Below are 25,258 nucleotides of genomic sequence, written 5' to 3' on the forward strand. Positions count from 1 at the left end.
CCGGCGCGCTGCTCGCGCGTTGGAAGGGCGTGTTCGTCATCTGATGGAGGAGGCGCGACCATGTGGCTCCAGCGCGTGTTGCTCGCCGGTACCGTCGCCGCGGTCCTGGCCGGCTGTTCCAGCGTTCCCTACGCCCCGCGCCAGGCGCAGCGGGAGGCCGCCTACGCGGCGGCCGCCGGTGCGCCGGTCACCAGCTTCCGCTTCTTCGCCCCGCTGTGGTCGTGGGAGCCGCTGGGCACGGACGAGGTGGTGGTCTACACCAAGCCCAAAGAGGCCTGGCTGCTGGACGTGCCCGGCTGCAACGAGCTGCCGTTCGCCACGGCCATCGGGCTCACCTCCAACCTCAACCAGGTGTCGATCCGTTTCGACAAGGTGCTCACCGGGCGCAACGACTTTCCCTGCACCATCACCCGCATCCGTCCCGTCGACGTGGCCAAGCTGAAGGCCGTGCAGCAGGAACAGCGCACGATCCAGGTGCAGCCCCGCCGCTCCTGACCGCTGGCCGCGGGCGGGCAGGGGCCGGGGTCAGTTGAGGAACAGCCTCTCGGCCAGCCTGGCCAGCGGCTTTTCCAGCGCGCCCTGCAGCCGCGGCGGGAAATCCAGCGGCTTGAGCAGCATCTTGACCGTCATTTCCGCCGGGATGTGCCGGCGCAGCAGGTCCTGCGCCTTGCCGGCCACGCGACGGAATGCCTCGCGGTCGCCCTTGTGCTGCGGGTAGCATTGCTCGAACACGTGGCGCAGGGCGATGTCGCTGTCCTCGCTGCGGATCTCGTTGACCCGCCGCAGCACCGCGCGGAACACGCGGTAGCGGCCCAGCCCCTCGCTTTCCCGGTAGCGCCGGAAGTGCTGGTAGAAGTACTTGAAGTGGCGGACCTCGTCGCTCTTGATGTGGCCGGTGAGCTGCTTGAGCACCGGCTCGTCGGTGATCTCGTGCAGCGCGCGGTACAGGCTCGCGGTGCCGGTCTCGACCACGCAGCGCGCGGCCAGCTCCAGCCCGCGGCTGGTCTCCAGCTGTTCGGCGGTGCACACCGCGCCGTACTCGGCCCAGAACGCGGCGAAGCCCTTGTCCCAGTCGAACTCGGGCCACACCGCGCGCACGTAGGCGGCCAGCGCGCGGCCGTGCTGCAGTTCTTCGTGCTCCCAGTGCTGGCTGAGCCACAGCTGCAGTTCCTGGTCACCCTCGAAATGCGCGACCAGGTTGTGCGTGTACAGGTCCGAGCCGCTCTCGACGAAGGAGGAGCTGCACAGCAGGAAGAACAGTTCCTCGTTGTGGCGGATACGGGCGCGGTCGATCCGCGAGAGGTCGAGGCTTTCCAGCGTCCAGGGCAGCGATGGGGCGTAGCTCACGCGGGCATCCTGTGAAGGCGCGGCATGATTCGCGCGTGTGACGGAACGATGACGCACAGCATACGGCCTGGGGGCGCATCCGGATTAACGCCGCCCTAGCGCACCACGGTGACCGGCACGTTCGCCCGCGCGAGCACGTCGCCCGAGACCGAGCCGAGCAGCCAGCGCGCCAACGCGCCGCGTTCGGTGTGGCCGATCACGATGTGATCGACGCCGTGCTGTTCCACCTGGCCGAGCAGCACGTCGCCCGGGCTGCCGTGCACGACCTCCACGTCCACCAGCTCCCTGGCATCGGGTTCCATCGCCGTCAGTTCGTCGAGGAGCTCCTGTGCGCGCTGGGCGCCGGAGTCGGCCATCATCAGCGCGCAGGCGTCGGCGCCGCCCTCGGTCACCTGCAGCACCGAGACCACGCGAACCCGGCCATGGCAGGCGCGCGCCAGTCCGACGGCGAGCTGGAAGGCGCGCTGCGAGGAGGGCGAGCCGTCGTAGCCGACCAGCAGGTAGTTGAACATGGCCGCATCTCCGTTGGCGATCGCGTCCCGATTATGCCGCCGGCCCTCGACGCTCGCAGGGCGATTCCAGCTCGGCATGCGCGTCGGGCCGGATCGGCACGCCACGCACCGCGGCCACGTTCTGGGTCAGCTCCGCGCCCAGCAACAGGATCACCACCGAGTAGTACACCCACACCAGCAGCACCACCACGCTGCCGGCCGGACCGTAGGCGCCGCCGACGTCGCTGTGGCTGAGGTAGAAGCTGATGCCGAACTTGCCGATCGCGAACAGCACCGCGGTGAAGACGCCGCCGAGCACGGCGTCGGGCCAATCGATGCGCGCGTCGGGCAGCACCTTGTAGATCGAGGCGAACACCAGCCCGAACAGCACCAGCGCCACTGCCGCCTCGAGCAGGTCCCAGACCACCGTGTCGTTGCGTACGAACACGGCGATCGCCGTACTGGCCACCAGCGAGACGATCAGCAGGAAGGCCAGCGTGAGCAGCAGGCCCAGGGCGTGCACGCGGGTGAGCAGCCAGCTGAAGACCGCGTTGCGCGGTGCCGCGCGCAGGTTCCACACCCGGTTGATCGCCAGCTGCAGCTGGGCGAACACGGTCGAGGCACCGATCAGCGTCACCAGCAGGCCGGCGATACCCGCCCAGTGGCCGAGCTGCGGGCGTTGCTCGGCGTTGCTGATCACCAGCTTCACCGCGTCGGAGGCGCGCGTGCCGACCAGCCGGTTGATCGAGGCGACCAGCTGGTCCTGCCAGTCCGGCTGCAGCGAGGTGACCAGCCACAGCAGCAGCACCAGCATCGGCGCGAAGGAAAGGGCCGAATAGAACGCCACCGCGGCGGCGTGCGTCATGAGGTCGTCCTCCGCCGCGCCGCGCACCGTGCACTTGACGACCTTCTTGGTGAATTGCCAAAGCGACCGCATCCGTCGCCCTCCAGGCTGTCCCGCGAAAGCTTGCCGCGCGACATGCGCGGCGGCCGTGAACGCCTGCGGCCGCCAGGCTGCGGTTCCTTCACGCCGCTGCGCCCAGACTTTCCACCGGCCTCGAGCACCCCGGCTGGGGTAAGGAGACGACATGAACATGCGCACCGTTGCACTGGCGAGCCTGGCTCTGGCTGGCGCCACCGCGCTGGCCGCACTCCCGCAGCGCGCAAATGCCACCGAGCCGACGGTCAAGTGCGAGCTCAGCTACAACCTGCAGGGCTGGTCGATCATCTACAAGCAGGCCGAGGGCACCGGCATGGTGACCTGCAACAACGGGCAAAGTGCCGCGGTGAAGATCCGCGTGGTCGGCGGCGGCCTCACCGCCGGCAAGTACCGCGTCGAGAACGGCAAGGGCGAGATCACCAAGGTGCACGGCATCGACGAGGTGTTCGGCGACTACGTGCAGGCCGGCGCCGAGGCCGGCGTGGTCAAGAGCGCCCAGGCGCAGGTGCTGACCAAGGGCACCATCTCGCTGGCGCTGTCGGGTACCGGCCAGGGCATCGACCTGGGCGTGTCGGTGGGCAAGTTCACCATCTCGCGCCAGTGACCGCGGTCGGGGCGGCTCGCGCCCCTGTGCCGCGATGTCAGGACATCCGTGCCGGCGTACACTCGGCGGGTCTTCCCTGAGGAGTCCCGCCATGCGCCGCTTCATCCTCCCCGTCGTGCTCGCCCTGTTCGTCGGCCTGGTCGCGCCGGCGTTCGCCGCCATGCCGCAGGTCGGCCAGCCGGCCCCCGCCTTCCGCCTGCAGGACCAGAACGGCCATTGGCACACCCCGGCCGACCACCGCGGCCGCTGGCTGGTGCTGTACTTCTATCCCAAGGACTTCACCCCCGGCTGCACCACCGAGGTGTGCACCTTCCGCGACGACGTGCTCAAGCTGCGCAAGGCCGGCGCTGACGTGGTCGGCGTGAGCCTGGACGACGTCAAGTCGCACGCCGAGTTCGCCCGGAAGTACCACGTGCCGTTCCCGCTGCTGTCCGACGCCGACCGCAAGGTGGCCGAGGCCTACGGTGTGCTGACCAGCCGCGGCGGCATGCACTACGCCAAGCGCACCACCTTCCTGATCGACCCCGAGGGCCAGGTGGCCAAGGTCTACGAGGACGTGGACCCGGAGAAGAACTCCGCCCAGGTGCTGGCCGACCTCGACCGGCTGAAGGCGTCGTCCTGATGGCTGTATCCGCCAAGGCGGCTTCGCCGCCGCGCTTCGCCGCCTGGCGCGTGGCCGCCTGGATCGTGCTGCTGCTCGCCGCCTTCGGCGGCGTGCAGTACCTGCGTCACGGCGACTGGCCCTACCTGGTCGGCAGCTTGGTGGTGATCGTGGCCTGCGCCGGCGGCATCCTGCGCCAGGCCTGGGCGCGGCAGACGCTGCGCGCGGTCGCGCTGCTGCTGGTGCTGTGGGTACTGGCCAGCAGCGGCCTGATGCTGGCGCAATGGGGCCAGTTCGCCGCCGCCCGTGCCCGCGCGATGGGCCAGCCGCAGCCGGAACTGGTGCTGCTGGTGATCGAACAGGCCCGCCGCAGCTACCTGCTGGGGCTGGTGCTGAAGGCGCTGCTGCTGCCGCTGTTGCTGTGGCTGGCCTGGCAGCTCGGCCGGCCGACGGTGCGCGCGCAGTTCCTCGCGCGCCCTTGATCGGCTGGCGCTAGACTGCCGGCAGTTCCAGAACGCGGAGAACACGGATGAAGCGTCTGCTGTTGGGGGTGCTGGGAGTACTGCTGGCTGGAACCGCGATCGCATCCGGGCCCTCCGTGCGCGACCGGGTGGAAGCGAGCATGGTGGTCACCGGAACCATCGGGATAACCCCGAAGGGTACGGTGCTCGGCTACGCGCTGGACCGGCCCGATCGGCTATCGCCGCTGGTGACCCGGTTGATCGGCCAGGACGTGCCGCGCTGGACCTTCAAGCCTGTACTGATGCACGGCAAGCCGGTGGCGGCCAAGGCCAAGATGAGCCTGCGTCTGGTGGCCACGCCCATCGGCGACGACAGGTTCCAGGTCGCCATCCGCAGCGCGTACTTCGGGGAGCCGGACGGCTCGATGGTCAAGGACATGAGCGATCGCCCCCGTTACCCGGAACCGGCGATCCATGCGCGGGTCGAAGGCACGGTCTTCCTTGCGCTGCGGATCGACCGCGCAGGCAAGGTGCACGATGCGGTCGCACAGCAGGTGAACTTGCGCGCGATTGCGAGCGAGAGGGTGCTGCAGCGCTGGCGCCAGCTGTTCGCCGAATCCGGGCTGGCGGCGGCCCGGCATTGGACCTTCGCCCCGGCGGCCTCCGACGACACCGGACTCTACCGCGTCGTGCGCGTGCCCATCGCCTACGAGCTGCACGAACAGGGCACCGCACGCCCCGACCACTACGGCCAGTGGATCGGCTATGTGCCGGGTCCGGTCGAACCGGCGCCGTGGTTCGACAAGGACAAGATGCTGACCGGCAGCAATGACGCACTGCCCGGCGACGGCGTCTACGGCGAATCCAGCCTTTCCCTGCTTACACCGCTCGACCGCAGCTGAGACGAGCGCGGTTCAGCCACGGTTGACGCGCAGGCGGGTATCGCTTGATTCCCTCGCATCATGGAGTGGCCCGATGCGCCTGCGGCCCCTGTTCGCCAGCCTGATCCTGTCCTGCGCATGGCCGACCCTGCACGCGCAGGACCTGGCGGCCACCTGCCGCGCCAGCAGCAGCTACGACCTCACGCTCAAGCCGGACAGCCTGCTGTTCGACCGGCCGCAGCCGGCGCCGTTCCACGTACAGATCGCCGACGGCAGCCTGCGCACGGACGGCAGGCCGGTGCGCCTCAGCCCGGAGAACCAGGACCGGCTGGCGCTGTTCGAGCGGGAGCTGCGCGCGCTGGTGCCGCGCGTGCGTGCGGTGGCGGACAGCGGCGTCGACCTGGCCGTGCGCGCCCTGCACGAGGAAGCGGCGGGCATGCATCTGGCGCCCTCGACGCTGGCCGAGCTGGACCGGCGCCTCGCCGCGCACGCGGCCGAGCTCAAGCGACGCGTCGCGCAGAGCAACAGCACGCACGACTGGCAGGGCGATCTGGCGCAGCAGTACGCCGACCGGATCGCCGGCGACCTGGTGCCGCTGATCGCCGCGGATCTGGGCCAGCAGGCGCTGGCCGCGGCGATGAACGGCGATCTGGCCGAGGCGGCCCGGCTGCGCGACCAGGCGACGGACCTGGCGACACGCCTGCAGCCCCGGCTGCAGGCGCGCATGCAGGCCCTGCGTCCGCAGGTGCAGGCGTTGTGCCCGGCGATCCGGCGCCTGGCCGAATTGCAGCAGGACGTACCGGGGGCCGACGGCCGACCGCTGGAGCTGTTGCAGGTCGGCCCGTGAGGGCTGCGGGGCGGGCTCGTCCCGCGCCGGGGACGGTCGCCGCGCGCGGGGTGGCACGCGGCGCGTGAATGCGCGCAGACCAATCCGAATGGCGCCTGACGGCCGGTGCCGCGGGGCAGCGGCGCGCAAGGGGGTTAATCCGCGGCTAAGTCGGTGCGGCCGACCATGGGCGACCCATCCGACTGGCTAAGGAGCCCGGCCTCGTGGCGCCACGCCCGCAGACCCTGTTCAACGCGCTGATCCGCCGCGGCATCGACCTGCGCGCGCTCTACCGCGACGCTTCCGCCCAGGCCAGCGAGCCGGGCCTGCGCGTCGTGCTGGGCGAGAACGCCGGCGCGCTCGACCAGGTGATCGCCGATCTGCAGGCCCAGGTGCGCCAGCTGGGCGGTACCCCGGCGCGGCGCGGGCGCTTCGGCGGCGCGGCCCGGCGGCAGTTGATCGAATGGCTGCTGCCGACGACGCCGCACCGCGACCTCGCCTGGATCGCCCGGCTGGCACACAGCGAGGCGGCGCTGGTGCATGCGTTCGAGGAGGGTCTGCAACACGCCTCGCCGGAGGCCGCGCTGGTGCTGCGCCGGCAGCTGCCACGCCTGCAGGGCATCCACCTGGACATGCACAGCCTCGCCCGTGCCCGGCGCTGCTAAGCTCCCCGCGCGAGGGGGGACGACGGTATGACGGCAAGCGCCCGCGAGGTGCTGGATTTCTGGTTCGCAGACGAGAACGCGGTGCGCTGGTTCCGTCCCGACGAGGCGTTCGATCGCACCGTGCGCGAGCGTTTCGGCGGCACACTGGAGGCGGCCGCCCGCGGCGAGCTCGACGACTGGGCGGCCACGCCGCGCGGCCGGCTGGCGCTGCTGATCGTGCTGGACCAGTTCAGCCGCAACATCTACCGGGGCGACGCGCGTGCGTTCGCACAGGACCCGAAGGCACAGGCAGTGGCGCTGGCCGGACTCGAGCGGCGCGACGACGAGGCGCTGGCGCCGCTGGAGCGGCTGTTCGCCTACCTGCCGCTGGAGCACGCCGAGGACCTCGCGTTGCAGTGGCGTTCGGTGACGCTGTTCCGCGCGCTTGCCCTACAGGCACCGCCCGCGGACCGCGCGCAATATGAGGGCTATCTCGACTACGCCCGCCGCCACTGCGAGGTGATCGCGCGTTTCGGCCGCTTCCCGCACCGCAATGCGGTGCTGGACCGTCCCAGCACGCCCGACGAACGCGACTACCTGGCACAGGGCGGCGGCTTCTAGCGCGGCCGGCGCGTGCCGGCCATCCAGGGAGGGAACGCACATGCGCAGCCTGCTGATCGGTGGCCTGTGGCTACTGGCTTTCTCCGCGGGCGCCTCGGACACGCTGCGCGTGGGCAGCCGCCTGCTGGTGAGCGGCGACAGCGCCACCCAGGTGCGGCAGCTGCTCGGCCGGCCGGTGCGCGTTTCGCATCGGCGCGGATCGCACCGCCGCGGCGTGCTCGAGCCGGCCAGCGAGCGCTGGCTGTACCGGCTGGACGGCCGCGAGGTCACCGTGGTGCTGGTCGACGGCAAGGTGGAGGAGATCGTGCAGCGCCCATGACCGATGGCACGGCATGACGCCTGGCCCATGCCGCCGGCGGGGTACTGGCGGAAGCTTGCGGCGTATCGCTTCCAGGGAGCACGCCGATGCGCCATACGACCATCGCATTCGCCTTCGTCGCCGGTCTGGCGCTGGGTCTGCCGGCGCATGCGCACGGCGCGCATTTCCACGAGTCCTGCAGCTTCGGCACCGAGTATGACGTCGCGGTGAAGCCGGACGGCATCCTGTTCGAGCGCAGCGGCGGCACCCCCGCGAGCGTCTTCATGCACGACGGCGCCCTGCGTGTGGATGGCCGGCCGGTGACGGTCTCGCCAGCCGACGCCTCGCGCCTGCGCGAGTACGAGAGCCAGGTGCGCGGCCTGCTGCCGGAAGTCGCCTCGATCGCACGCGAAGGCGTGGACATCGGCTTCGACGCGCTGACCACGGTGGTGGCCACCTTCGCCGACACGGCCGACGAGCGTGCGCGCCTGACCGCCCAGCTCAACGACCAGCACCGGCAGGCGCTGGCCAGCGTCGACAACGGCCTGGGTCGTGGCGTCTGGCGCCAGCACGGCGTGGAGGACCTGATGGAGCACCAGGTCGGTGACGCCGTGGCGACCCTGGTCAGCACGGTCACCGCGAACGCCGTGAAGGCGGCGCTGAGCGGCGACCAGAGCAAGGTGGCCGCACTGGAGGCGCGCGCCGACGCCCTGGAGCGCACCATCGACAAGGAGGTCGACGCCCGTGCCGACAAGCTCGGCGAGCGTGCCGATGCGCTGTGCCCGCGCATGGCGCGCCTCGACCAGCTGCAGCAGCAGTTCCAGTTCCGGCTGCAGGACGGCTCGCGCCTGGCGCTGGTCGACCACGACGACAACGAGGCTGCGCACTGACGCACGCCCGCTCACCCGCGCGGCGCCCCCACGGCGCGCGGGCCGGCCGCTCTTCCACATCGACCTGACAGGCGGCCATGCGCCGCGCCGGTTTCCCCAGGCCGGCGCGGCGTTTTTTTGACCTGCGTGCGCATCGGAGGCTTGCCGGCGCATGGCCTGCTAGGCTTGGCCGCCGGTTCGACTGCGGAGCCACCGATGCCCGACCTGCTTGCCCGGATCCATTTCTCCGAAAGCGCCACCCGGCTGGCCATCAACGTGCTGGTCGCACTGCTGATCCTGCTGGTCGGCACCTGGCTTGCCGCGCGCCTGGCCAACATCGTGCAGCGGGCCATGCAGCGGGCCAGCGTGGACGCCACGCTGGTGGGATTCCTGCGCAACCTGATCTACGGCGTGCTGGTGGCGGTGCTGGTGGTCAGTGCGCTGATCACCGCCGGCGTGCCGTCCGCGCCGCTGGTCGCCGCGCTCGGCGCCAGCGGGCTGGCCATCGGCCTGGCCCTGCAGGGCTCGCTCAGCAACCTGGCCTGGGGTGTGCTGCTGATCGTGTTCCGGCCGTTCCGCGCCGGCGACTTCGTGCATGCCGGCGGTCTGGACGGTACGGTCGAGTCGGTCAACCTGATGTACACGCTGCTGGTCCTGCCCGACAACCGCGAAGCGATCGTGCCCAACGCCAAGATCGGCGCCGACGCGATCATCAACGCCAACCGCCGCGGCACGCGCCGGTTCGAGCTGAAGGTGGGGATCGGCTACAAGGACGACATCGGCCAGGCCATCCGCGAAGTGGAGAAACTGTTCGCGGCCGATCCGCTGATCCTCAAGGACCCGCCGCCCAGCGTGGTGACCGGCGCCCTGAGCGAGAGCTCGGTGGACCTGATCATCCGAGGCTGGGCCCGCAGCGGCGACTGGTGGGTCGCGCAGACCGACCTGCTGCGACGGATCAAGGAGAGCTTCGCCCAGGCCGGCATCAGCATTCCGTTCCCGCAGCGGGAGCTGACGGTGGTGCAAGGCTCGCTGCCGACCGGCAAGCCGGCCGGCTGAGCGCCGGTACGCAACCGGATGCGCCGGGCGTTCCGCGATCGAGCCGGGCGGCAGGCGGCTTCGGCTCACTGCAGCGTCACGGCACGGCGGTTGTCGCCGGAGACGCGGTCGATCAGCTCGTTGTAGGGGTCGATGCCGGCCTCGGCCGGTTCGCCCCGGACCGTCACCGTAATGCTGCTGTCGCCCGCGGGCAGCAGGCGCTTCTCCAGGTACAGCGGCTCGCCGTCACGACCCCGGGCGATCGCTGCGGCGAACACGCCGATGTCCACCGGGACATCCGGCGCGGCGGGCGTCTCGCGGCCCTGCCCGTCGACGTGGACCTTGCCCGCGTGCACCGTCAGCGTCACCTCGTAGCGGCCGTCGGGCAGCCTGCGGGCGGAGGCGTCGTTGATCCGGTTGTCGAACAGCGTGATGTCCCAGAACAGGTCGTCGAGCAGGCCCTTCCACCTCGGATCGAGGCCGCGGACGAGCGTGTCCATGAACTCCCGCGAGCTGGCGTACGGCGGGCCGCGGAAACGCCAGTCGAGCAGGAAACGCCGGAGCAGCCCGTCGACGGTGGCCTCGCCGACGTAGTCCTGCAGCGCGTAGAACACCAGCGAGCCCTTGTGGTAGTGGATGTACTGCTGGTCCTCCACCCTCGCCAGCGGCTGCTCGGCGACCTTCTCGGTAGCGCGGCTCATCAGGTACTTGTCCAGCTCGTACTTGAGGAAGCGGCGCATCTGCCCGGCGCCGTACCGGTGCTTCATCACCATCAGCGCCGCGTACTGCGCCAGGCCCTCGCTCAGCATGGTCGAACCCTGCATGTCCGCGCCGATCACCTGGTGCGCCCACCACTGGTGGGCCACTTCGTGCGCGGTCACGTAGTAGACGTAGTCGATCTTCGACGGGTCGCGCAGGTCGGCGATGAAGCCCACGGCTTCCGAGTAGGGGACGGTGTTGGCGAAGGACTGTGCGATCTGCCGGTAGTTGGGGAACTCGAGGATGCGCAGCTGGCGGAACTGGTAAGGCGTGAAATGCGCCTGGCCGTAGGCGAGCGCGTCCCTGGCCGCCTGGATCATGCGCCCCACGTTCCACGGATGGGCCGGGTCGTAGTAGACCTCGATCTCGATGCCGTTCCAGCGCGCCCTGCGCACGGCGTAGCGGGCCGACAGCCAGGCGTAGTAGCCCAGCATGGGTCGGTCCATGGCGTAGTGGAAGTAGCGACGCCCACCCGCGGTCCAGCTGCGGGTGAGGTAGCCGGGTGCCAGCGCGATCTGGTCGGCGGCGGTGGAGACCGTGGTCTCGAAGTCGATCCAGTCGGTGTCGTTGGTGACGTAGTTGTCGCCGCGCGCCCGCGGGTCGTCCAGCGAGGGCATGCGCGGCACGTCCGGTGGCAGGCCGTACCGGCGCCGGTCACCACGGTCGCTGAGCTGGCGGTCGGCCTGGTAGCCGAAGTGCGGCAGCACGCGACTGTCGAAGAAGCTGCCGTTGCCGACCAGGAACTGGCCCTGCGGCTCGTTGGTGAAGCCGCGCGGGGCGTACTCCAGGTCGAACGCGAAGTCCATCGAGGCGCCCGGCGGCAGCGGCGTGCGCAGGCGGTAGATGGCGTAGCCCAGCCGCCGGTCCTCTTTGACCGTGGTGTGCGCGGCGAAGCGCAGCGCCTTCACCGTGAAGTCGGTATCGAAGTTCACGTGCAGCGTGTCGATCGGCAGCGGATGGCGGTTGACCAGCGTGTAGTGGCCGCGGATCGCCAGATGCCGTGCGTACGGGTCGATGTCGACCTCGGTCCTCACCGCGCTGATGCGCGGTTGCGGCACGTCCCTGTATCGGGCATGGGCCTTTTCGTAATCGGCGCGCTTGCGCGTGGCCTGCGCGCCGGACTCGTAGTGGTTGAGCACTTCGGTGTTGTAGAAGATCCACGCCCCGGTCGCGGCGAAGCCGGCCAATGCGAGCGCCAGCGCGATCACGGTCGGCCGGCGCAGCCGCGCGCGCGCCTCGTGCAGGCGCTCGCGCCAGGTCTGCCCGGTGCCGCGCACGTGGAACAGCGCCGCCACGATCAGCAGCGCGGCGGCCGCGAATGCCCAGTAGAGCTCGAACCACAGCGTTCCCGCCAGGAAGTGGCCGAAGCCGTTCATGTCCGAATACGGCAGTTCGGGCGCGTGGCCGTAGATCAGCAGGTTGCGTTCCCAGTGCAGCAGCGGGAAGCCGATGACCGAAACCACCAGCCAGACGATGCCTAGCAGGTAGCCGGTGAACTTGCTGCCGGACAGCGTCTGCAGGAACAGCATCAGCGCGGCCAGCAGCAGGTACGGCGCGCCATCGAGCGCCAGCCTGGCCAGGTACAGGCCGGGCTCCAGCCGCGTGTGGCCGTGGCCGAGCTGCCAGGCGATGCCGACCAGGTCGCCGGCCAGCAGGTAGATCAGTACCACCGCCGCCAGCGCCAGCCACTGCGAGGCGAGCGCCATGCCGTCCGGCAACGGGAAGGCGTCGACCACCTCGGCGGTGCGCCGGTCGCGCTCGCGCCAGGCCAGTTCGCCGGCGTAGAAGGTCACGATGATCGCCAGCAGCCAGTGGTAGCTCCCCTGCACCGTCTCCAGCACCGCGTGGGTGACCGGGTAGATCGGCGTGCCGTAGAAGTCGCTGGCGAAGGCCAGCGCGAACAGCAGGTTGACCAGGCCGAAGGCCAGCATCACCAGGAACGGCACGCCGCGCAGCACGCTCGCCACGTCGAAGGCGAGCAAGGCACGCAGTTGCACCAGCCGCGCGCGTCGGTCGTAGGCCAGCCGCACCGCCGGCAGCGCGATGCGCGGCATGCCGGCCACCGGGCGCAGCAGCGGCGGTTCCGCGCGCCGCCGGCGCCGCGGCAGGCGCACGCCTTCGCGATCGGCGCGGAACAGTGCGAACGCGACGCCGGCCAGCGCCCCCGACACGCCCAGCCAGAGCAGCCGGTTCCACAGCAGCAATCCCTCCAGCGCCGGCAGGCGGTGGTTGAGCTCCGCGGCCGACCAGTAGCGCGTGACGATCGCCAGCGTGCGGTTCGCGAACGGGTCCAGCATGGCGGCCAGCACGTGGTGGTCGACGTTGCGCATCAGCAGCCCTGTCAGCGACAGCAGCACGATGAAGACGATCACGCCGATGTAGGTGGCCAGCAGCGAGCGCGTGGCGGTGGCCAGCAGGAACAGCAGCGAGGCCACGAACAGCATGTCCGGCAGCACCAGCACGCCGAGCGCCCAGGCGTAGCCATGCCAGTCGGCCGGGCCCAGCCGGGCCGGGTCGATCCACGGCATCGCGCCGCCCAGCGCGACACCCAGCGCCACCGCCAGCATGATCGCCACCGAGGCAGCGTAGCCGGCGGCCAGCCGGCCGCCCAGGTAGGCGCCGCGGCGCACCGGGGTGGCGAACACCAGTTCGGCCGTGCCATGGTCGAAGTCGCGCAGCGCCGCGCCGGCCACGAACACGCCGCCGGCCAGCATGCCGAACACCGTGAAGGCGGCGATCAGGCGCACGATGACCATCGGCGCGTTGCGCAGCACGTTGCCGCTGGCTCCGCCGATGGCCACGGCGTCGGTGCAGGCCACCGTGAAGGCTAGCGCGCCGAACGCGAGGGCGACGATCCAGAACAGCGGCGCGCGCCACTGCTGGCGCCACTCGAAGCGGAAGATCTCCAGCAGCATCTCAGGCCGCCAGCACCGTCGCCTGGGCACGCAGGCGGCCGAAGTAGACATCCTCCAGATCCGGCGCCACCGGCTCGAAACCGGCTTCCGGGCGCTGGTCCGCGAGCACGTGCAGCAGGGTGCGGCCGCCGGCCAGGCGGGTGGACAGGATGGTCATGCGGGCGCGGTAGTGGTCCAGTTCCGCCTTGTCGATGGTGCGCCGCCAGACGCGCCCGTCCAGGTTGCGGATCGCCTCGCGCGGCTCGCCGCTGAGCAGAACCTGGCCCTGGCCGAGGATCGCCATGCGCGGGCACAGGTCGGTGACGTCGGCGACGATGTGGGTGGACAGGATCACCACCACCTTCTCGCCGATCTCGGCCAGCAGGTTGAGGAAGCGGTTGCGCTCCTCCGGGTCCAGGCCCGCGGTCGGCTCGTCGACGATCACCAGCCGGGGCGAGCCGATCAGCGCCTGGGCGATGCCGAAACGCTGGCGCATGCCGCCGGAAAAGCTCCCGAGGCGGCGCTTGCGCACGTCCCACAGGTTGACCTGGCGCAGCAGCGCCTCGACCAGCTCGCGGCGCTCGCCGCGGGCGGTGACGCCCTTGAGCACGGCGAAATGCTCGAGCATGGCCTCCGCCGACACCTTCGGGTACACCCCGAACTCCTGCGGCAGGTAGCCCAGCAGGCGGCGGGTGGCCGGCTTGTCGGCCAGCAGGTCCCTGCCGTCGAGCTCGATGCTGCCCTGGTCGGGATCCTGCAGGGTGGCGATGGTGCGCATCAGCGAGGACTTGCCGGCCCCGTTCGGCCCGAGCAGGCCGAACATGCCCTGCGGGATGTCCAGGTCGATGCCGCGCAGCGCGCGCACGCCGTTGGCGTAGGTCTTGGACAGTTGGCGGATGGTCAGCATGCGCTCGGGTTCCTCCGCGCCGCCCTGAGCGGCGCCGGGGCAGCATAGGGGCCGTCTCCCGGCGGGCGCATCGGCACAAGGTCATGCATGCCGGATGGCCCATGCGGTTCGCGAGGCTACGCGGCGGGCGGCCGTTCGCTATCATGGGAGACCTTGCGCGGCCGCCATCCCCCGGGCGGCACGCCCTCGCCATCCGCAGGAGACCCCATGGCCGACCTCAAAGAAGCGCGCGTCCCCGATATCGGCGGCCACGACAACGTTCCCGTGATCGAGGTGCTGGTGAAGCCCGGCGACCGCGTGGAGAAGGAACAGAGCCTGATCACGCTGGAATCGGACAAGGCCACCATGGAAGTGCCGGCCCCGTTCGCCGGCACGGTGAAGGAGGTCAAGCTGAAGGTCGGTGACGAGGTGTCCGAGGGGGCGCTGATCGCCATCATCGAAGCCACCGGGGAAGCCGGCGCCGCTCCCTCCGCGGCTGATGCGACGGCCGCGCCGGCCGCCGCGCCGCTCGCCTCCGACCGGCAGGCGAAAGCCGCCGAACCCGGCACCGGCAAGGGCGCTGTCGACGAGGCCGCGCCGGCGCCGCCCGCGGCCACGGCGCCGCCGGCCGGCGGTGGTGTGCGCGAGGCGCGCGTGCCCGACATCGGCGGTCACGAGAACGTGCCGGTGATCGAGGTGCTGGTGAAGCCCGGCGACACCGTCGCCAAGGACCAGAGCCTGATCACGCTGGAGTCGGACAAGGCCACCATGGAAGTGCCCGCACCGTTCGCGGGCGTGGTGAAGGAACTCAAGCTCAAGGTGGGCGACGAGGTCTCCGAGGGCGCGGTCATCGCGCTGATCGAGACCGGCGCGGCGGCGCCCGCGCCGGCATCGCCGCCGGCGCCCTCGTCCTCGCCCGATGCGCAATCGGCGACCGGCCTGCCGGTCAGCGGCGGCGGCCCGAAGGCGCCCGAGCAGCCCGCGCCGGTCGGCGGCCGCGGCGTGCAGCCGGGCAACGTGCCCGAGGGCGACGTGCGCCCGCAGGCGCGCCCGCCGTTCGACGGCAAGCTGGTCATGCCCGGGGACGCGCCCTACGCCAGCCCGGCGATCCGCGCCTTCGCGCGCGAGCTCGGCGTGGACATCCACCAGGTCAAGGGCACCGGCCGCGGCGGGCGCATCCAGCGCGAGGACGTCAGCGCCTACGTCAAGCACGCGCTGGCCTCGGGCGCGCGCCCGGTGCAGGGTGCGCCGGTGGCGGCCGCCGGCGGGCTCAACCTGCTGCCCTGGCCCAAGGTGGACTTCGCCAAGTTCGGTCCGGTCGAGGAGAAGCCGCTCACCCGCATCCAGAAGATCTCGGGCGCCAACCTGGCGCGCAACTGGGCGATGATCCCGCACGTCACCCAGCACGAGGACGCGGACATCACCGAGCTGGAGGCCTTCCGCAAGCAGCTCGGCGCCGAGAACAAGGATCTCAAGATCACCCCGCTGGTGTTCCAGATCAAGGCGGTGGTGGCGGCGCTGAAGCAGTTCCCGCAGTTCAACGCCTCACTCGACGAGACCGGCGAGAAGCTCATCCTCAAGAAGTACTTCCACATCGGCATCGCGGTGGACACGCCCGACGGCCTGGTGGTGCCGGTGATCCGCGACTGTGACCAGAAGGGCCTGCTGGACCTCGCCCGCGAACTGGGCGAGATCTCGAAGAAGGCGCGCGAGAAGAAGCTCGGCCCCAACGAGATGTCCGGCGGCTGCTTCTCGATCTCCTCGCTGGGCGGCATCGGCGGCACCGCGTTCACGCCGATCGTCAATGCGCCGGAGGTGGCGATCCTCGGCGTGTCCAAGGCGCAGATCAAGCCGGTGTGGAACGGCAAGGAGTTCGCGCCGCGGCTGATGCTGCCGCTGTCGCTCTCCTACGACCACCGCGTGATCGACGGCGCGCTCGCCGCGCGCTTCGCCGCGTTCCTCGCCAACCAGCTCGGCGACATCCGCCGCCTGCTGCTCTGACGGGCCGGTGATGGGCCGGCTTGCCGTCCAGCCCGCGCCCGCCCCGGTGTCCGCGCCGGGGCCGGCCCAGCACGGACTGGGACAGGTCGCCACGTGGCTCGACTGGGGCGTCGCGGTGGGCGGCATCCGCCTGACCGTCGGCTCGCTGCTGGGCGCGCTGCTGGTGCTGATGGTGTTCCTGGTCGGCTCGGTGCTGCTGCGGCGGTTGCTCAACCGCTACGGTCAGAGCCATCACGGCATCAACCAGTCCTCGTTGTACACGGTGCAGCGGCTGCTGCACTACGTGATGCTGGTGATCGGCGTGCTGTGGGCGCTGAGCGTGGCCGGCGTGCCGGTAGCGAAGATGACCGTCTTCGCGGGCGCGATCGGCGTCGGCCTGGGTTTCGGCCTGCAGGCGATCTTCAACAACTTCGTATCCGGGCTGATCCTGCTGTTCGAGCGCAGTCTCAAGGTCGGGGATTTCGTGGAGCTCGCCTCGGGCGTGCACGGTACCGTGCGCGACATCTATATCCGCGCCACGCGCATCTCGACCAACGACAACATCGACATCCTGGTGCCCAACTCCGAATTCGTCAGCGGTCGCGTGGTGAACTGGACCCTGCGCGAGGTGGCGCGGCGGCAGAAGATCCCGTTCGGCGTGGCCTACGGCACCGACAAGGAACTGGTCAAGAAGGCGGCGCTCGAAGCGGCGGCCGCCGTGCCGTTCACGCTTTGCCAGGACGGGCCCCGCGGGCCACAGGTGTGGCTGACCGGGTTCGGCGAATCGTCGCTCGATTTCCAGCTCGTGGTCTGGCTCACCGCCGAGGCCACGCGTCGCCCGGGTTCGGTCGCCGCGGCCTACAACTGGGCGCTGCACACCGCGCTGGAGAAATACGGCATCGAGATCCCGTTCCCGCAGCGCGACCTGCATGTGAAGAGCTGGCCCGATTCGCGCGTTGCGGCCAGCGCGCCTGCGCATCCGCAGCAGCCACCCGATCCGAGCGGAAACGATGCCGCGCGCGACGTACAGCGCGAGATCGCCGAATCCGCTGCCGCCTCCCAATCCCCAGCCGGCGCCGTTCTCCCGCGCTGAGCGACCAACCAAGGATCCATCCATGGCCACTCTCGAAATCAAGGTGCCCGACCTCGGCGGCCACGACAACGTGCCGGTGATCGAGGTGCTGGTGAAGCCCGGCGACCGCGTGGAGAAGGAACAGAGCCTGATCACGCTGGAATCGGACAAGGCCACCATGGAGGTGCCCTCGAGCGCCGCCGGCGTGGTGAAGGAACTGAAAGTGAAAGTGGGAGACGAGGTGTCCGAGGGTGCGGTGATCCTCACGCTCGAGGCCGAGGGCTCGGCTTCGCCTGCATCCGGAAAGCAGACGGAAGGCCCGGGCAAGGCAAAAGCTCCCGCTCCGGCACCCGCTGCCGCCCCGGCGCCGCAAACTCGCCCGGCAGCAGAGGGCAAGGTACCCCAGGCGGCCGGCGCGTCCGGCCGCCAGCCCGACCTCGAATGCAAGCTGGTCGTCCTGGGCTCCGGTCCCGGCGGCTACACCGCGGCCTTCCGCGCCGCGGACCTCGGCGTGGACACCGTGCTGGTCGAGCGTTACGCCAGCCTGGGCGGCGTCTGCCTCAACGTCGGCTGCATCCCGTCCAAGGCGCTGCTGCACGCCGCGGCGGTGATCGAGGAGGCCGAGGCCATGGCCGCCCACGGCGTCAGCTTCGGCAAGCCGACGATCGAGCTGGACAAGCTGCGCAAGTTCAAGGAGCAGGTGGTCGGCAAGCTCACCGGCGGCCTGGCCGGGATGGCCAAGCAGCGCAAGGTGCGTACCGTGCAGGGCACGGGCAGCTTCATCTCGCCGCACGAGCTGGAAGTGAAAACGGCCGAAGGCACCAAGCTGGTCCGCTTCGAGCACGCGATCATCGCGGCCGGCTCCCAGGCGGTGCGGCTGCCGATGTTCCCGTGGGACGACCCGCGCGTGATGGATTCCACCGGCGCGCTGGAACTCGAGGACATCCCGAAGGAACTGCTGGTGGTCGGCGGCGGCATCATCGGGCTGGAGATGGCCACGGTGTATGCGGCGCTCGGCAGCGCGGTGACGGTGGTCGAGTTCATGGACCAGCTCATCCCCGGCGCCGACGCGGACCTGATCAAGCCGCTGGCCAAACGCCTGGGCGGCAAGCTCAAGGGCGTGCACCTCAAGACCAAGGTGGTCGAGGCCAAGGCCACCAAGAAGGGCATCGAGGTCCGCTACGAGGGCGAGAGCATGCCAGACACCACCGTGTTCGACCGCGTGCTGGTCGCGGTGGGCCGCTCGGCCAACGGAAACAAGATCGGCGCCGACAAGGCCGGCGTGGCGGTGACCGAGCGCGGCTTCATCGAGGTCGACACCCAGATGCGCACCAACGTGCCGCACATCTTCGCCATCGGCGACCTGGTCGGCCAGCCGATGCTGGCGCACAAGGCCACGCACGAGGCGCGCGTTGCCGCCGAGGTGGTCGCCGGCGAGAAGAGTCACTTCGACGCCCGCGTGATCCCGTCGGTGGCCTACACCGACCCGGAGATCGCCTGGGTCGGCGTGACCGAGCGCGAGGCGAAGGAGAAGGGGCTCAAGGTCGGCGTGGGCAAGTTCCCCTGGGCGGCGTCGGGCCGCGCGATCGGCATCGACCGCACCGAGGGCTTCACCAAGCTGCTGTTCGACGAGGACACGCACCGCGTGGTCGGCGCGGGTATCGTCGGCCCGCACGCGGGCGACCTGATCTCCGAACTGGCGCTGGCGATCGAGATGGGCGCCGAGGCGGCCGACATCGCGCTGACCATCCACCCGCACCCGACCCTGAGCGAGTCGGTCGGCATGGCGGCGGAGGTCTACGAAGGCACCATCACCGACCTGTACATTCCCAGAAAGAAGTGATCGCGAAGCACGAAGGGCCCGGGCCATTCCCGGGCTCTTCGTTTCATGGTCGGTCAACAGGAGGGCGGCGGCAGCAAGGGGCCGTCCTGACCCGGGTAGGCCGGCGCGCGTCTGTGCGGGCGAGCGCTTGATAGCCGTCCCGACCCTCAGGCGCGCGGCCGCGCCAGCCGACCAGCGTCGGTGCGGGTCGAAGCGGGTGTATTGCCACCAGGTCCGAGCCGCCGCGAGCGCTGCAGCGCCGCTGCAGGCCGTTCGTGATGGCGGCATGCCAGGCGCGGTTCGCGAGGTACGAGGCACTGCGGACCGGGTGCGCCGGCCAGACCGTGGCGCGTGGGCCAGCGTTCGATGTGGCGATCGCTTGCGGCTTGCGCTCAGTCACCGGCCCGGGCACTGCCCGCGGCCGTGCCGTGCAACGCCGGCGCGATCCGGCGGGCCGCACCCTGCAGGTGGGAGACTTCCGAGTCGAGCATCATCTCCATCTGCCGCAGTGATCGCAGGAAGCCGTAGGGGTCGACAGGATGGCCGGCCTGCAGATCGGTAAGGGTATCGACCAGATGGGGCGCGTCGAGCACCAGCGTCGAGTCGTGCTGCAGCCAGGTGCTCAATTCGCGCTCGGCGGTATAGGCAGCCGAATAGTGCTGCAAGGCGCTGGCATCGATCCAGCCCGCCGACTGGTCGGCGACGGCCACGTCCCAGGCGACCGTCGACAGCGTCGGCCAGTTGGCATTGAGCTGGTAGTCGGCCCGGCGGGCATGGATCCGGCGGTTGATTTCCGAGGCGTCGGCGCCGTCGGCCAGCGCCGAGGCTACCATGGTGTCCAGGGACCGCAGCGTGGCCAGCTCCTTCCGGTTGATTGCAGCGGACCGCTCGATGGCCCCGATCACCTGGCCCAGCTCCTCGTCCATGCGGCGGCTGGCTTCGGCGGCGGCGTGGCTGTGGTGCGCATGCTCGATCCACGCCTCCAGCCCCAGCGCCGTGAGGATGCTGAGCACGATCATCAGGTAGTGCTTGAGGAAATCCTTCAGCGAGTGCAGGCGGATGTTGGGCAGTTCCAGATGCATGGTGGATCCTCGTGGCCGGGTCAACCGCGTGGCGCGACAGTGTCGAACAGGTCGCGCTGCGCGGCAAAGTGGTCGCGGTCCACGAACCCGGCCAGGCCCACCCCGACCAGCCGGTAGCGGGTGCCATCCGGATGCCGCACGCGTGCGCGCAGCGCGCAGGCCAGATCACCCAGCTGGCGGGCCGACTCCGGCAAGGTGGGTGGCGAAAAGCTGCGCGTGAACGTGCGGAAATCCGTGGTCTTGAGCTTGAGCACCACGGTGCGCGCGACGCGACCCTCCTCGCGCTGGTGGCCGGCCCAGGCCTTCTCGGCGAGCCGGCGGATGTGCGGTTCGAGCTGGTCCAGGGTCAGGTCCGTCTCGAAGGTGTCCTCGGCCGAGACCTGCAGGGTAGGGCGGTGCGGCTGGACCGGATGCTCGTCGATGCCCAGCGACAGTTCGTGCAGGCGCCGGCCCCAGCGGCCGAAGCGCTGTTCCAGCTCGGCCCGGCCGAGCCGGCGCAGGTCGGCGACGGTGGCCACGCCCATCGCCGCGAGCTTGCCTTCCATCACCTTGCCCACGCCCGGCAGCTTGCCGACCGCGAGCGGGGCGAGGAACGCCTCCACCTGGTGCGGACGGATCACGAACAGGCCGTCGGGCTTGCGCCAGTCCGAGGCGATCTTGGCCAGGAACTTGTTCGGCGCGACGCCGGCCGAGGCGGTCAGCCGCGTCTCCTCGCGGATCTGGGCGCGGATCGCCTCGGCCACCGCGGTGGCCGAGGGCAGGCCGGAGGTCGCGTGGGTGACGTCGAGGTAGGCCTCGTCCAGCGACAGCGGCTCGATCAGGTCGGTGTGCCGCGCGAAGATCGCGCGCACCTGCCGCGACACCGCCTTGTAGCGCACGAAGTCCGGCGGCACGAAGATCGCCTGCGGGCACAGCCGTTCCGCGCGCACCGCCGGCATCGCCGAGCGCACGCCGAACACGCGCGCCTCGTAGCTGGCCGCGCACACCACCGAGCGCGCGCCGCGCCAGGCCACCACCACCGGCTTGCCGCGCAGGGCCGGGTCGTCGCGCTGCTCCACCGACGCGTAGAACGCGTCCATGTCGATGTGCAGGATCTTGCGGAGCGCGTGGGGCACGGTCGGAGCGTCGGGGGCGTCCCGGCGATTCTAACGAGTGCCGACGGCGTACCGGGGTCCCGGCGGCAGCGCACGTCATGGCGTGGCGGCTGGGTGCCTGCCCGGCGCCCAGCCGCCGGCCTGGTTTGACAGCCGGTTGATCGCCGCAGGACTAGCGTGGTCGGCCTTCCGGAGGAGGGTCGTGGCCGACTTCGCGCACCAACGCCAACGCATGGTCGAGCGCCAGCTCGCCGCTCGCGGCATCGCCGATCCGCGCGTGCTGGATGCGATGGGCCGGATCCCGCGCGAAGCCTTCGTGGCGGGTAACATGCACGAGTTCGCCTATGAGGACTCGCCGCTGCCGATCGAGGCCGGGCAGACCATCTCGCAGCCCTTCATCGTGGCGCGCATGCTCGAGGCGGCCCAGCTGCAGCCGGGCGACCGCGTGCTCGAGATCGGTGCGGGGTCCGGCTACGCCGCGGCGGTCATGGGCGCGATCACGGCGCACGTCGACGCGATCGAGCGCCACGGCGAGCTGGCCGAGCTCGCACGGCAGCGCTACGCGGCGCTCGGTTACCGCAACATCGAACTGCACGTGGGCGACGGCAGCGGCGGCTGGCCGGACGCGGCGCCGTACGACGCCATCCTGGTCGCGGCCGGGGCGCCGGCCGTGCCCGACACGCTGCGCCGCCAGCTGGCCATCGGCGGGCGGCTGGTGATGCCGGTGGGGGAGAGCATGTACCGCCAGCGCCTGGTGAAGGTCACGCGGCTGGACGAAGACCGCTTCCGGCAGGAGCACCTGGACGAGGTGCGCTTCGTGCCGCTGGTCGGCACCTGGGGCTGGAGCGAGCAGGTGGCCGCACCGGCGCGGCCGGAGGCGGTGCGTGCCCGCGCGAGCGCCGATGGCGCCGGGCTGCCGGCGACGATCCGCGCCGCGCTCGAGCCGCTGCCCGACCCCGGCGATCCTGCCTTCGGCCGTTTCTTCGACCGCTACGCCAACGCGCGCGTAGTGCTGCTGGGCGAGGCCAGCCACGGCACCAGCGAGTTCTATCGCGCGCGCGCGGCGATCACGCGGCGGCTGATCGAGCAGCATGGCTTCACCCTCGTGGCGGTGGAGGCCGACTGGCCGGACGCGGCGGTGATCGACCGCTACGTGCGGCACCGGCCGCGCGACAGCCAGGCCGAGCCGCCGTTCCAGCGCTTCCCGACCTGGATGTGGCGCAACCGCGACGTCGCGCGTTTCGTGGACTGGCTGCGCGACTACAACGCCGATCGCGCCGACCGGACCCAGGCAGGCTTCTACGGGCTGGACCTCTACAGCCTGGACCGTTCGATCCGCGAGGTGATCGACTACCTCGACCAGGTCGATCCGGAGGCCGCCCGCGTCGCCCGCCACCGCTACGGCTGCCTCACGCCTTGGAGCCGCGAGCCGGCGCAGTACGGCCGGATGGCGCTCAGCGCCGGCTACGCGCCGTGCGAGAAGGCCGTGGTGCAGATGCTGCGCGAGCTGCTCGCGCGCCGCCTGGAATACGCGCGGGCCGACGGCGAACGCTATCTGGATGCGGCGCAGAACGCGCGCCTGGTGAGCAACGCCGAGGCGTACTACCGGGCCATGTACTACGGCTCGACCGAGTCCTGGAACCTGCGCGACAGCCACATGTTCGAGACGCTGGAGAACCTGCTCGCCGCCGCCGGGCCGCAGGCGCGGGCGGTGGTGTGGGCGCACAACTCGCACATCGGCGATGCGCGCCACACCGAGATGGGCCAGGTGCGCGAGGAGCTGAACCTGGGCCAGCTGTGCCGCCAGCGTTTCGGGCGCGACGCGGCGCTGATCGGTTTCGGCACGCACACGGGCACCGTGGCCGCCGCCGACGAGTGGGACGCGCCGATGCGCGTGATGGACGTGCTGCCCTCGCGCCAGGACAGCTACGAGCGGCTGTTCCACGAGGCCGGCGAGCCGCGCGGCCTGCTCGACCTGCACGAGGACGTACACCCGCAGCTGTGGGCCCGGCTCGCGGCCGGCCGGCTGGAACGCTTCATCGGCGTGATCTACCGGCCGGATACCGAGCGCTGGAGCCACTACGTGGAGTGCTCGCTGCCGCGCCAGTTCGACGGCTACGTCTGGTTCGAGGAGACCCGCGCGGTCGAGCCGCTCGGCGAGGAGCCGCGTACCGGCGTGCCCGACACCTGGCCGTTCGGCCTCTGAGGCCCGCCTTGCGCAGGGGCGCGGGTCGCCTGGCGCCGTCCTGCCCCGGCATGCGCACCGTCAGCCCGGGAGATACCGTGCCCTCGGCGCTCCGGAGGTTGGGTCCATAACGTCCCGCTCTCGCGCAAGCTCGCTCCCAGGGGGCATGGGTCGTCTAGCGCCGCCCTTGCGCCAGCATGCGCACCGCCAGGGCGGCCAGTACCGTGCCCATCAGCCAGCGCTGCACCGTCTGCCAGGACGGGCGATCGCCCAGGAAACGGGCGACCGAGCCGGCGCCCAGCACGATCAGTGCGTTCACGCTCAGGCTTATGGCGATCTGGGTGAAGCCCAGCACCAGCGACTGGCCGAGCACGCTGCCGTGCCCCGGCGCGATGAACTGCGGCAGCAGCGACAGGTACAGCACCGCCGCCTTGGGGTTGAGCAGGTTGGTGAGCAGGCCCATCGCGAACAGCCGGCGCAGGCCGTCCGGCGGCAGGTCGCGCAACTGGAACGGCGAGCGGCCGCCGGGCCTGAGCGCCTGCCAGGCCAGGTACAGCAGGTACAGCGCGCCGCCGATGCGCAGCGCGTCGTAGGCGTAGGGCACCGCGAACAACAGCGCGGTGATGCCGCAGGCGGCGCACAGCATGTAGACGATGAAGCCCAGGCCGACGCCCGCGAGCGAGACCAGCCCGGCCGCAGGGCCCTGGCAGACCGAGCGCGAGACCAGGTAGATCATGTTGGGGCCGGGGGTCAGGACCAGGCCCAACGCGACCAGCGCGAAGGCCGTCAGATGGGTGGGGTCGGGCATCGTGGGCTCCCAGGCGGAGGTGCACAGCCTAGACCGCCGCCGGCCCGGATGCATGTGCTGGCCGCGCTGGGCGACGCCGCCTAGGCCCGTTCCAGCGCCGGCGAGCGCCGACGCCGCGCCTCGAACACCGCCAGCGCGAGCGCGGCCACGCCGAACGGCAACAGGTTGTAGACCATCCGGTAGCACAGCAGCCCGGCCAGCACGTCGGCGCGGGCCTCGGCGGGGAATGCGCCGAGCAGGATCGCCTCGAACACGCCCAGCCCGCCGGGCGCGTGGCTGGCAATGCCGGCGACCAGCGCGGCCAGGTAGATCGGCACGAAATCGACGAAGGAGGGCGCGATCGCGGCCGGCAGCAGCAGGTACATCGCCGCGATCGCGGCGCTCATCTCGATGCCGCCGATCAGCATCTGCAACGCCGCGGATGCGCTGCCGGGCAGGGCCAGCGACCAGCGGTGCAGGCGCAGCGTGCGGGGGCGCGCGAGCCAGGCCAGCATCGCCAGCAGCAGCGCCGCCAGCGCGCCGCCGACGGGGCGCCCCCAGCCCGGTGCGATCGCCGGTTCCATCCACAGGCCGGCGGCGCCAAGCACGGCATAGCCCAGCCCGACCCCGAGGCTGGCCAGCCCGACCACGCGCGCGATGTCGCCCGCCGTTACACCGGCTCCGGCGTAGATGCGGTAACGCACCGCGCCACCGGTGAGCGCGTGGAAGCCCAGGGTGTTCGACAGCGCATGCGCGGCGAAGCCCGCGAACGCGGCCAGCGGCCCGGGGCAGCGCGGCGCCACGCTGCGCGCGGCCAACAGGTCGAACACGGCGAGCATGGCGAAGCTGGTGGCGGTGGCGGCCAACGCACCCAGCAGGTGCGAGGCCGGCAACTGCAGCAGCGCCGCCGTCACGTCGCGCCAGGCCATCGCGCCCAGGTAGCGGTGCAGCAGCCATGCCGCCAGCGCGAGCAGCGAGGCCGATAGCAGCCAGGAGAGCAGGTGCAGCCCGCGGTTCGCGCGGGCGTTGCCGATCGCGTCGGGCGTAAGGTCGGCCGTGGACATGGCAGCGACCTTACG

Annotated in this window: 24 protein-coding genes; 15 read left to right on the top strand and 9 right to left on the bottom strand. The window is 71.0% G+C overall.

What is annotated here, in order from left to right; all coding sequences use genetic code 11:
* The first annotated feature begins 60 nt into the window (after positions 1 to 60).
* On the top strand, positions 61 to 495 hold the full coding sequence (locus tag WAT24_RS02060) for a DUF6491 family protein (protein WP_336806145.1): 435 nt from the start codon (positions 61 to 63) through the stop codon (positions 493 to 495).
* A 30-nt stretch (positions 496 to 525) separates the two neighbouring features.
* Here WAT24_RS02060 and WAT24_RS02065 read toward each other — a convergent pair whose 3' ends face one another.
* The 3 genes from WAT24_RS02065 to WAT24_RS02075 all read right to left on the bottom strand — a co-directional run bounded on the left by WAT24_RS02065 (position 526) and on the right by WAT24_RS02075 (position 2,775).
* On the bottom strand, positions 526 to 1,347 hold the full coding sequence (locus tag WAT24_RS02065) for a ferritin-like domain-containing protein (RefSeq protein ID WP_336806146.1): 822 nt from the start codon (positions 1,345 to 1,347) through the stop codon (positions 526 to 528).
* A 95-nt stretch (positions 1,348 to 1,442) separates the two neighbouring features.
* Positions 1,443 to 1,859 (bottom strand): universal stress protein, encoded by a 417-nt coding sequence (locus WAT24_RS02070; RefSeq protein WP_336806147.1) that lies wholly within the window; start codon positions 1,857 to 1,859, stop codon positions 1,443 to 1,445.
* Positions 1,860 to 1,890: 31 nt separating this feature from the next.
* Positions 1,891 to 2,775, bottom strand: coding sequence for a YihY/virulence factor BrkB family protein (locus WAT24_RS02075; protein ID WP_336806148.1), 885 nt, complete (start codon positions 2,773 to 2,775; stop codon positions 1,891 to 1,893).
* Between the two features lie 151 nt (positions 2,776 to 2,926).
* Between WAT24_RS02075 and WAT24_RS02080 the strand changes: the two genes are divergently transcribed.
* From WAT24_RS02080 to WAT24_RS02125, 10 genes are all read left to right on the top strand, one after another.
* Entirely contained in the window at positions 2,927 to 3,382 is a 456-nt protein-coding gene (locus WAT24_RS02080; protein ID WP_336806149.1) for a hypothetical protein, read from the top strand.
* A gap of 91 nt (positions 3,383 to 3,473) precedes the next feature.
* Positions 3,474 to 4,004 carry a peroxiredoxin gene (locus tag WAT24_RS02085; RefSeq protein WP_336806150.1) on the top strand — a complete coding sequence of 177 codons (531 nt, stop codon included), beginning with the start codon at positions 3,474 to 3,476 and terminating at the stop codon, positions 4,002 to 4,004.
* The gene (locus WAT24_RS02090) at positions 4,004 to 4,465 is read left to right on the top strand and encodes a hypothetical protein (protein ID WP_336806151.1); all 462 of its coding nucleotides are present in this window, start codon (positions 4,004 to 4,006) and stop codon (positions 4,463 to 4,465) included. Before WAT24_RS02085 ends, WAT24_RS02090 begins: the two co-directional genes overlap by 1 nt.
* Positions 4,466 to 4,512: 47 nt before the next feature.
* Complete coding sequence (locus tag WAT24_RS02095; RefSeq protein ID WP_336806152.1) at positions 4,513 to 5,346, top strand: energy transducer TonB; 834 nt, start codon at positions 4,513 to 4,515, stop codon at positions 5,344 to 5,346.
* 73 nt (positions 5,347 to 5,419) lie between these two features.
* The gene (locus WAT24_RS02100) at positions 5,420 to 6,172 is read left to right on the top strand and encodes a DUF2884 family protein (RefSeq protein ID WP_336806153.1); all 753 of its coding nucleotides are present in this window, start codon (positions 5,420 to 5,422) and stop codon (positions 6,170 to 6,172) included.
* A gap of 203 nt (positions 6,173 to 6,375) precedes the next feature.
* Entirely contained in the window at positions 6,376 to 6,816 is a 441-nt protein-coding gene (locus WAT24_RS02105; protein WP_336806154.1) for a PA2169 family four-helix-bundle protein, read from the top strand.
* A gap of 27 nt (positions 6,817 to 6,843) precedes the next feature.
* Positions 6,844 to 7,416, top strand: coding sequence for a DUF924 family protein (locus WAT24_RS02110; RefSeq protein ID WP_336806155.1), 573 nt, complete (start codon positions 6,844 to 6,846; stop codon positions 7,414 to 7,416).
* Between the two features lie 40 nt (positions 7,417 to 7,456).
* A complete protein-coding gene (locus WAT24_RS02115) occupies positions 7,457 to 7,735 on the top strand; it encodes a hypothetical protein (RefSeq protein ID WP_336806156.1) in 279 nt (92 codons plus the stop codon).
* A gap of 86 nt (positions 7,736 to 7,821) precedes the next feature.
* Positions 7,822 to 8,604 carry a DUF2884 family protein gene (locus tag WAT24_RS02120; RefSeq protein ID WP_336806157.1) on the top strand — a complete coding sequence of 261 codons (783 nt, stop codon included), beginning with the start codon at positions 7,822 to 7,824 and terminating at the stop codon, positions 8,602 to 8,604.
* Positions 8,605 to 8,799: 195 nt separating this feature from the next.
* Positions 8,800 to 9,639, top strand: a complete 840-nt coding sequence (locus tag WAT24_RS02125) for a mechanosensitive ion channel family protein (protein WP_336806158.1) — start codon at positions 8,800 to 8,802, stop codon at positions 9,637 to 9,639.
* 65 nt (positions 9,640 to 9,704) lie between these two features.
* Here the strand turns inward: WAT24_RS02125 and WAT24_RS02130 are convergent, their stop codons facing one another.
* Positions 9,705 to 13,292 carry an ABC transporter permease/M1 family aminopeptidase gene (locus WAT24_RS02130; protein WP_336806159.1) on the bottom strand — a complete coding sequence of 1,196 codons (3,588 nt, stop codon included), beginning with the start codon at positions 13,290 to 13,292 and terminating at the stop codon, positions 9,705 to 9,707.
* A gap of 1 nt (position 13,293) precedes the next feature.
* Positions 13,294 to 14,178, bottom strand: a complete 885-nt coding sequence (locus WAT24_RS02135; protein ID WP_336806160.1) for an ABC transporter ATP-binding protein — start codon at positions 14,176 to 14,178, stop codon at positions 13,294 to 13,296.
* Positions 14,179 to 14,385: 207 nt separating this feature from the next.
* Here WAT24_RS02135 and aceF point away from each other — a divergent pair, with 207 nt between their 5' ends.
* The 3 genes from aceF to lpdA are packed head-to-tail and all read left to right on the top strand — an operon-like array spanning position 14,386 to position 19,052.
* The gene (gene aceF, locus WAT24_RS02140) at positions 14,386 to 16,158 is read left to right on the top strand and encodes a dihydrolipoyllysine-residue acetyltransferase (protein ID WP_336806161.1); all 1,773 of its coding nucleotides are present in this window, start codon (positions 14,386 to 14,388) and stop codon (positions 16,156 to 16,158) included.
* A gap of 10 nt (positions 16,159 to 16,168) precedes the next feature.
* The gene (locus WAT24_RS02145) at positions 16,169 to 17,230 is read left to right on the top strand and encodes a mechanosensitive ion channel family protein (protein WP_336806163.1); all 1,062 of its coding nucleotides are present in this window, start codon (positions 16,169 to 16,171) and stop codon (positions 17,228 to 17,230) included.
* A 22-nt stretch (positions 17,231 to 17,252) separates the two neighbouring features.
* Positions 17,253 to 19,052 carry a dihydrolipoyl dehydrogenase gene (lpdA, locus tag WAT24_RS02150; protein WP_336806164.1) on the top strand — a complete coding sequence of 600 codons (1,800 nt, stop codon included), beginning with the start codon at positions 17,253 to 17,255 and terminating at the stop codon, positions 19,050 to 19,052.
* Between the two features lie 371 nt (positions 19,053 to 19,423).
* Here lpdA and WAT24_RS02155 read toward each other — a convergent pair whose 3' ends face one another.
* Both WAT24_RS02155 and dinB read right to left on the bottom strand, forming a co-directional pair.
* Positions 19,424 to 20,113: a hypothetical protein gene (locus WAT24_RS02155; RefSeq protein WP_336806166.1), complete on the bottom strand. Its 690-nt coding sequence runs from the start codon at positions 20,111 to 20,113 to the stop codon at positions 19,424 to 19,426.
* A gap of 20 nt (positions 20,114 to 20,133) precedes the next feature.
* The gene (gene dinB / locus WAT24_RS02160) at positions 20,134 to 21,228 is read right to left on the bottom strand and encodes a DNA polymerase IV (protein WP_336806167.1); all 1,095 of its coding nucleotides are present in this window, start codon (positions 21,226 to 21,228) and stop codon (positions 20,134 to 20,136) included.
* Between the two features lie 181 nt (positions 21,229 to 21,409).
* On the opposite strand from dinB, the gene WAT24_RS02165 reads away from it, so the two are divergent.
* Positions 21,410 to 23,413, top strand: a complete 2,004-nt coding sequence (locus WAT24_RS02165) for a protein-L-isoaspartate(D-aspartate) O-methyltransferase (protein WP_336806168.1) — start codon at positions 21,410 to 21,412, stop codon at positions 23,411 to 23,413.
* 154 nt (positions 23,414 to 23,567) lie between these two features.
* Here WAT24_RS02165 and WAT24_RS02170 read toward each other — a convergent pair whose 3' ends face one another.
* Positions 23,568 to 24,200 carry a LysE family translocator gene (locus WAT24_RS02170; protein WP_336806169.1) on the bottom strand — a complete coding sequence of 211 codons (633 nt, stop codon included), beginning with the start codon at positions 24,198 to 24,200 and terminating at the stop codon, positions 23,568 to 23,570.
* An 80-nt stretch (positions 24,201 to 24,280) separates the two neighbouring features.
* Positions 24,281 to 25,243 (bottom strand): putative bifunctional lysylphosphatidylglycerol flippase/synthetase, encoded by a 963-nt coding sequence (locus WAT24_RS02175; RefSeq protein ID WP_336806170.1) that lies wholly within the window; start codon positions 25,241 to 25,243, stop codon positions 24,281 to 24,283.
* Positions 25,244 to 25,258: the final 15 nt, after the last annotated feature.

The sequence above is a fragment of the Fulvimonas yonginensis genome, from assembly GCF_037137055.1.
In the GTDB taxonomy this organism is placed as follows: Bacteria; Pseudomonadota; Gammaproteobacteria; order Xanthomonadales; family Rhodanobacteraceae; genus Frateuria_A; species Frateuria_A yonginensis.